We start from the raw sequence: 4,859 nt of genomic DNA, 5'->3' as shown, positions 1-4,859 counted from the left end.
GGTTTTAAATGTTGGCGCTTGAACTAGCGCGACTTCCAGAAATCCACGACACGCTGCGCGGTCGACGGCATCAGGCGGACGAAATTCACCCGCGCGCCTTCGATATCGGCCGGAGACGGCACGCGGTTCGGCCCGAGCCGCATCAGGATCAGGGCGCGCACGGTCGGCCATTCGAAACCGATCGTCTTGCTGGCGATCAGGATCGGATCGTAGCGATCGCCGGAGACCAGGCGATCGAGCGTGACGATCTTCACGCCGGTCATCGCCGCCAGCGCCGCCACGCATTCCTCGTATTTGAAGGCCTTGGCGAAGCCTGCCACCGCGGCCTCGTTCAATTCGCCGGCGCGATGCAACGCCAGGATCGCGCGCTGCGCGGCTGCGAAGTCGCGGCCCTCGACCTGCGCGACGACGCCTTCGATCTCGTTCATCGCCAGCTTGATCTCGGCCTGCCGTTCCGGCTTGGCGACGACTTGCAACCGGCGGCGGATCACGTCGATCGAGCCGGCCAGCAGGCCCTTCAGATGCACGGGCGGGAGATCGTCACGGCGGCCGATCCGCAGCGTCAGCACGCCATCCTGACCGGCGCGCCGCACCAGCGTCGTGAAGGACGCGTCCGAGAACGTCGCACCCGCATTGCCGGCCGCGCATCGGATCACGTCGCGATCGCCGCGACGGACGATGACATCGGTCAGCGCGGTCGAGAGCTTGGAGCGCTCGGCCATCGCCAGCAGATGGCCTTGGCCCTTGGCATTGGCGATCTCGACCAGCACCTTTTCGTCAATCACCGGCGATCGGCGCAGCACCGGCCCCGCGATCGCGACCTCGTCCTCGCGGGCGAGTTGCCCAACCAGATGCCGCGGCGCGTTGGCGAGCGGCGCAAGCCGTTCGGCGAGATCGATCCGCGCAGCAAGGTCGGCATGCGGGACCAGACTGGTCAGCACCCCGTCGAACAGGTCGATATGATCGGGGCGGAAGCTCGCGGCGCCCTGCAGGAACAGCTCGCCGAGCCGCCGCGCGGCCTCGGCGCGGCGCTTGGGGTCGCCGCGGCGAACGATGTCGTCGAGTTCCGGGATCAGCGCGGGGGCTGTCGTCATGAGCCTTGTCCAACCGGCGACTTCTGCCGATTTTCGGCAATCTATGGCCTCGTTCGTAAACGGAGGGTTAGGTCAAACCTGCACCCCGGAGCCCGCAAAATCGCCTTCCGCCGGGCCGGGAGGCCTTGCCGGACCTGGGCAAAAGGGCTATATCCACTGCAACTTATGGTATCTCATACGATCGCGTAGGAGAGTGGGCCCCCCGGGACCCGCTCTTTTTTATTACCTGACGGGACCCAGCGAGGCCGGGTCCAGTTTAGGTAGCGTTAGCGGCCCCTTAAGGCCACCTGAACAACACAACAGACCTCAGACAACCCATAGATCTTAGACAGCCTTTGACACTGGATATGACCGATCCGACCGCCACGTCCGTGGACACCGAACTGCTCGCCGAGCCGCGGCTTGTCGTCGAGCCCGGGGTCGCGGCGCGCGTCGCCGCGGTCGCGGTCCCGGTGCTGCAGGGCATGGGCTATCGCCTGGTGCGCATCAAGGTCTCGGGCGACGCCGGCTGCACCGTACAGATCATGGCGGAGCGTCCCGACGGCTCGATGCAGCTCGAGGATTGCGAGGCGATCTCGCGCGCGCTGTCGCCGGTGCTCGATGTCGCCGACCCGATCGAGCGCGCCTACCGGCTGGAAATCTCGTCGCCCGGAATTGACCGGCCGCTGGTGCGCCGCTCCGACTTCGAGCGCTACACCGGGCATCTGGTGAAGATCGAGATGGCGGTGGCGCATCGGGGCCGCAAGCGGTTCCGCGGCCTGCTCGCCGGCGTCGAAGGCAATGCGGTGCGCATCAAGCGCGACGATTCACGTCCCACTGAGGATGCTGAAGTTCTCCTGGTGATGGAGGACATTTCGGACGCGCGGCTGGTGCTGACCGACGAGCTGATCGAGGAATCGATGCGCCGCGGCAAGGCCGCCGAGCGCGAGCTGCGCCGCGAGCTCGGCCTCGCGCCGCCGCAGCCGGCCCACGCCAAGAAGGGCGATCCTGCGAAGAGTCAGAAGCCGAAACCCAAGCCTGCTCAAAAGCCCGGCACTAAGCCGGCCCCGACCAACACCAAAAAGCACCGCCTGGCCGCCGAACGCGCGCGCCGTGGCGAGATCGATCCATTCGAAGGAGACTAAGCCATGGCAGTCAGCGCCAACAAACTCGAACTGCTGCAGATCGCAGACGCAGTTGCGCGCGAAAAGTCGATCGACCGCTCCATCGTGATCGCGGCCATGGAAGATGCCATCGCCAAGGCGGCGCGTGCCCGCTACGGCAGCGAGACCGACGTCCATGCCGAGATCGACGCCAAGAAGGGCGAGCTGCGGCTGACCCGCCACATGCTGGTGGTCGAAGTCGTCGAGAATTCGTCGAACCAGATTTCGCTGCATGATGCGCAGCGCGCCAATCCGGGCGCCCAGGTCGGCGACACCATCGCCGACACGCTGCCGCCGCTGGAATATGGCCGTATCGCCGCGCAATCCGCCAAGCAGGTGATCGTGCAGAAGGTGCGCGAGGCCGAGCGCGACCGGCAATACCAGGAATTCAAGGACCGCATCGGCGACATCGTCAACGGCATCGTCAAGCGCGTCGAATACGGCAGCGTGATCGTCGATCTCGGCCGTGGCGAAGCGATCGTGCGCCGTGACGAGATGCTGCCGCGCGAAGTGTTCCGCAACGGCGACCGCGTCCGCGCCTATATCTTCGACGTCCGCCGCGAGACCCGCGGTCCGCAGATTTTCCTGTCGCGCACCCATCCGCAGTTCATGGCGAAGCTGTTCGCGCAGGAAGTGCCCGAAATCTATGACGGCATCGTCGAGATCAAGGCGGTCGCCCGCGATCCCGGCTCGCGCGCCAAGATCGGCGTGATCTCGCGCGATTCCTCGGTCGACCCGGTCGGCGCCTGCGTCGGCATGCGCGGCTCGCGCGTGCAGGCCGTGGTGAACGAGCTGCAGGGCGAGAAGATCGACATCATTCCGTGGTCGCCCGACATCGCGACCTTCGTGGTCAACGCGCTGGCGCCGGCTGAAGTCGCCAAGGTCGTGATCGACGAAGACCGCGAGCGCATCGAGGTAGTGGTTCCCGACACCAACAACCAGCTGTCGCTGGCGATCGGCCGCCGCGGCCAGAACGTCCGCCTCGCCTCGCAGCTGACCGGCTGGGACATCGACATTCTGACCGAGCAGGAAGAGTCGGAGCGCCGCCAGGCCGACTTCGAGAACTCGACCCGGGTGTTCATGGAAGCGCTCAATGTCGACGAGGTGGTCGGCCAGCTGCTCGCCTCCGAAGGCTTCACCTCGGTCGAGGAACTCGCGCTGGTCGATGTCAAGGAACTCGCCGGTATCGAAGGTTTCGACGAGGAGACCGCCACCGAGTTGCAGACCCGCGCCCGCGAATATCTGGAGCAGCTTGAGGCTGAACTCGAGGCCAAGCGCAAGGAACTCGGCGTCGAGGACGCCATGAAGGACGTGCCCGGCATCACCGGCAAGATGATGGTGAAGCTGGGCGAGAACGACGTGAAGACCGTCGAGGATCTGGCCGGCTGCGCCACCGACGATCTGGTCGGCTGGACCGAGCGCAAGGAAGGCGGCGAGCCGACCAAGCATGCCGGGTTCCTCGATGGCATCGAGGTCGCGCGCGACGAGGCCGAGGCCATGATCATGCAGGCCCGTCTGAAGGCCGGCTGGATCACCGAGGCCGACCTTGCCAAGCCTGCTGAGGAGGCCGAGGCCGCCGAAGCAGAAACGGCGTCGTAAGGAGATGCCCCACGGATGCTCGCTCAGGCTGACCCCGATCTCGACGATGGACCGCGGACGCAGAAGTCCGCGACCACGCGGATGTGCGCGGTCAGCCGCGAGGTGCATCCGATCGACGAACTGATCCGGTTCGTCGTCGCGCCCACGGGCGAGGTGATCCCGGATCTCAAGCGCAAGCTGCCGGGCCGCGGAATGTGGATTTCCGCATCGCGGCGCAGCGTTGCGGAAGCGGTCCGCCGTCACCAATTTAGCAAGGGATTCAAGCGCGATGTCCGCGTCGCGCCGACCCTTCCCGCCGACACCGACGCCCTCCTGGTCCGCAGCGTCACCGAGGCCCTGGCCATGGCTGCCAAGGCCGGTCAGGTCGTCGCGGGCTTCGGCAAGGTCGAGGATGCACTCAACCGGAACGAAACTGCAGCCCTGATCCACGCTTCGGACGGCGCAGCGGACGGAATCCGCAAATTGGACGCGATCGTCAGGCAAAGGGGCGAAAAACGTGGTGAATCGGCCGTAATCGCCGTCGTCAATGTTTTGACGTCGGAAGAATTGGATTTGGCACTTGGGCGGTCAAATGTGATACATGCTGCGCTGCTCGCGGGCCCGGCGAGCAAGACGTTCTTGTCGCGCTGCCAGATGCTGGTCCGATACCGGATGGCCGACGACGACAAGACCGCCGAAGCGGCCAGAAATTCCAGAGCCTGATCCAGGAAGGCGGACGCCGTCTTTCCGACCGGATCATGCTCAGCAAAAGACGAGCCTTGAAAACGATTTGTGCGGAAGCGCACAGCGAAAACGAGATTAGGACTGCTGAATGGTTGATACCAAGACCCCTGGCGACAAGACTTTGAGTGTCCCGAGCAAGACGTTGTCGCTGAAGCCGCGCGTCGAGACGGGCACCGTGCGCCAGAGCTTCAGCCACGGCCGGACCAAGCAGGTCGTGGTCGAGAAGCGCGGCAAGCGCCGCGTCGGTGGCGATGGTCCCGGCGAGGCGCATGCGCCGGAACCCGTGGTTGTAAAGCCGGTC

5 protein-coding genes are annotated in these 4,859 nt (G+C 65.5%); 4 read left to right on the top strand and 1 reads right to left on the bottom strand.

The window, feature by feature from the left end; translation table 11 throughout:
- Nucleotides 1-23: 23 nt before the first annotated feature.
- Nucleotides 24-1,094, bottom strand: coding sequence for a DUF2336 domain-containing protein (locus H8B02_RS45320; RefSeq protein ID WP_229172222.1), 1,071 nt, complete (start codon nt 1,092-1,094; stop codon nt 24-26).
- 347 nt (nt 1,095-1,441) lie between these two features.
- Between H8B02_RS45320 and rimP the strand changes: the two genes are divergently transcribed.
- The 4 genes from rimP to H8B02_RS45300 all read left to right on the top strand — a co-directional run.
- Entirely contained in the window at nt 1,442-2,218 is a 777-nt protein-coding gene (gene rimP / locus H8B02_RS45315; protein WP_229172221.1) for a ribosome maturation factor RimP, read from the top strand.
- A gap of 3 nt (nt 2,219-2,221) precedes the next feature.
- Nucleotides 2,222-3,835, top strand: coding sequence for a transcription termination factor NusA (nusA, locus tag H8B02_RS45310; RefSeq protein ID WP_229172220.1), 1,614 nt, complete (start codon nt 2,222-2,224; stop codon nt 3,833-3,835).
- Between the two features lie 15 nt (nt 3,836-3,850).
- A complete protein-coding gene (locus H8B02_RS45305; RefSeq protein ID WP_229172219.1) occupies nt 3,851-4,537 on the top strand; it encodes an RNA-binding protein in 687 nt (228 codons plus the stop codon).
- 109 nt (nt 4,538-4,646) lie between these two features.
- Nucleotides 4,647-4,859 (top strand): translation initiation factor IF-2 associated domain-containing protein (locus H8B02_RS45300; RefSeq protein ID WP_229172218.1); only part of this gene is annotated, 213 nt, incomplete at its 3' end.

Origin of the sequence: Bradyrhizobium altum, assembly GCF_020889705.1 — a bacterium.
GTDB lineage: Bacteria > Pseudomonadota > Alphaproteobacteria > Rhizobiales > Xanthobacteraceae > Bradyrhizobium > Bradyrhizobium altum.
Note: the sequence above shows the minus strand (reverse complement) of the source record. Positions and strands in the feature narration are given on the sequence as shown.

What these genes read in the sequence shown, in the direction of transcription:
- H8B02_RS45305 (WP_229172219.1), top strand. Translation starts at nt 3,851, where the DNA reads ATGCTCGCTCAGGCTGACCCCGATCTCGACGATGGACCGCGGACGCAG.
- H8B02_RS45320 (WP_229172222.1), bottom strand. Translation starts at nt 1,094, where the DNA reads ATGACGACAGCCCCCGCGCTGATCCCGGAACTCGACGACATCGTTCGC.
- nusA (WP_229172220.1), top strand. Translation starts at nt 2,222, where the DNA reads ATGGCAGTCAGCGCCAACAAACTCGAACTGCTGCAGATCGCAGACGCA.
- rimP (WP_229172221.1), top strand. Translation starts at nt 1,442, where the DNA reads ATGACCGATCCGACCGCCACGTCCGTGGACACCGAACTGCTCGCCGAG.